This window comes from Enterococcus sp. 1001283B150225_161107_E12, assembly GCF_015556925.1.
GTDB lineage: Bacteria > Bacillota > Bacilli > Lactobacillales > Enterococcaceae > Enterococcus_B > Enterococcus_B mundtii.
On the sequence record NZ_JADNNI010000030.1, the window covers coordinates 1 to 1,627 of the forward strand.

The window sequence follows — 1,627 nt, forward strand, 5'->3', positions numbered from 1 at the left end:
TATTATGAGAGTTTGATCCTGGCTCAGGACGAACGCTGGCGGCGTGCCTAATACATGCAAGTCGAACGCTTCTTTTCCCACCGGAGCTTGCTCCACCGGGAAAAGAGGAGTGGCGAACGGGTGAGTAACACGTGGGTAACCTGCCCATCAGAAGGGGATAACACTTGGAAACAGGTGCTAATACCGTATAACAATCGAAACCGCATGGTTTCGTTTTGAAAGGCGCTTTACGGTGCCGCTGATGGATGGACCCGCGGTGCATTAGCTAGTTGGTGAGGTAACGGCTCACCAAGGCCACGATGCATAGCCGACCTGAGAGGGTGATCGGCCACATTGGGACTGAGACACGGCCCAAACTCCTACGGGAGGCAGCAGTAGGGAATCTTCGGCAATGGACGAAAGTCTGACCGAGCAACGCCGCGTGAGTGAAGAAGGTTTTCGGATCGTAAAACTCTGTTGTTAGAGAAGAACAAGGGTGAGAGTAACTGTTCACCCCTTGACGGTATCTAACCAGAAAGCCACGGCTAACTACGTGCCAGCAGCCGCGGTAATACGTAGGTGGCAAGCGTTGTCCGGATTTATTGGGCGTAAAGCGAGCGCAGGCGGTTTCTTAAGTCTGATGTGAAAGCCCCCGGCTCAACCGGGGAGGGTCATTGGAAACTGGGAGACTTGAGTGCAGAAGAGGAGAGTGGAATTCCATGTGTAGCGGTGAAATGCGTAGATATATGGAGGAACACCAGTGGCGAAGGCGGCTCTCTGGTCTGTAACTGACGCTGAGGCTCGAAAGCGTGGGGAGCAAACAGGATTAGATACCCTGGTAGTCCACGCCGTAAACGATGAGTGCTAAGTGTTGGAGGGTTTCCGCCCTTCAGTGCTGCAGCTAACGCATTAAGCACTCCGCCTGGGGAGTACGACCGCAAGGTTGAAACTCAAAGGAATTGACGGGGGCCCGCACAAGCGGTGGAGCATGTGGTTTAATTCGAAGCAACGCGAAGAACCTTACCAGGTCTTGACATCCTTTGACCACTCTAGAGATAGAGCTTCCCCTTCGGGGGCAAAGTGACAGGTGGTGCATGGTTGTCGTCAGCTCGTGTCGTGAGATGTTGGGTTAAGTCCCGCAACGAGCGCAACCCTTATTGTTAGTTGCCATCATTTAGTTGGGCACTCTAGCAAGACTGCCGGTGACAAACCGGAGGAAGGTGGGGATGACGTCAAATCATCATGCCCCTTATGACCTGGGCTACACACGTGCTACAATGGGAAGTACAACGAGTCGCGAAGTCGCGAGGCTAAGCTAATCTCTTAAAGCTTCTCTCAGTTCGGATTGTAGGCTGCAACTCGCCTACATGAAGCCGGAATCGCTAGTAATCGCGGATCAGCACGCCGCGGTGAATACGTTCCCGGGCCTTGTACACACCGCCCGTCACACCACGAGAGTTTGTAACACCCGAAGTCGGTGAGGTAACCTTTTTGGAGCCAGCCGCCTAAGGTGGGATAGATGATTGGGGTGAAGTCGTAACAAGGTAGCCGTATCGGAAGGTGCGGCTGGATCACCTCCTTTCTAAGGAATATTACGGAGACTACACACGTTTGTCGATACTTTGTTCAGTTTTGAGAGGTCTACTCT

1 rRNA gene is annotated in these 1,627 nt (G+C 53.0%); it reads left to right on the plus strand.

Annotation, left to right across the window (positions count from 1 at the left end):
• A 16S ribosomal RNA gene (locus tag I2F89_RS15255) occupies window positions 1-1,561 on the plus strand.
• Window positions 1,562-1,627: the final 66 nt, after the last annotated feature.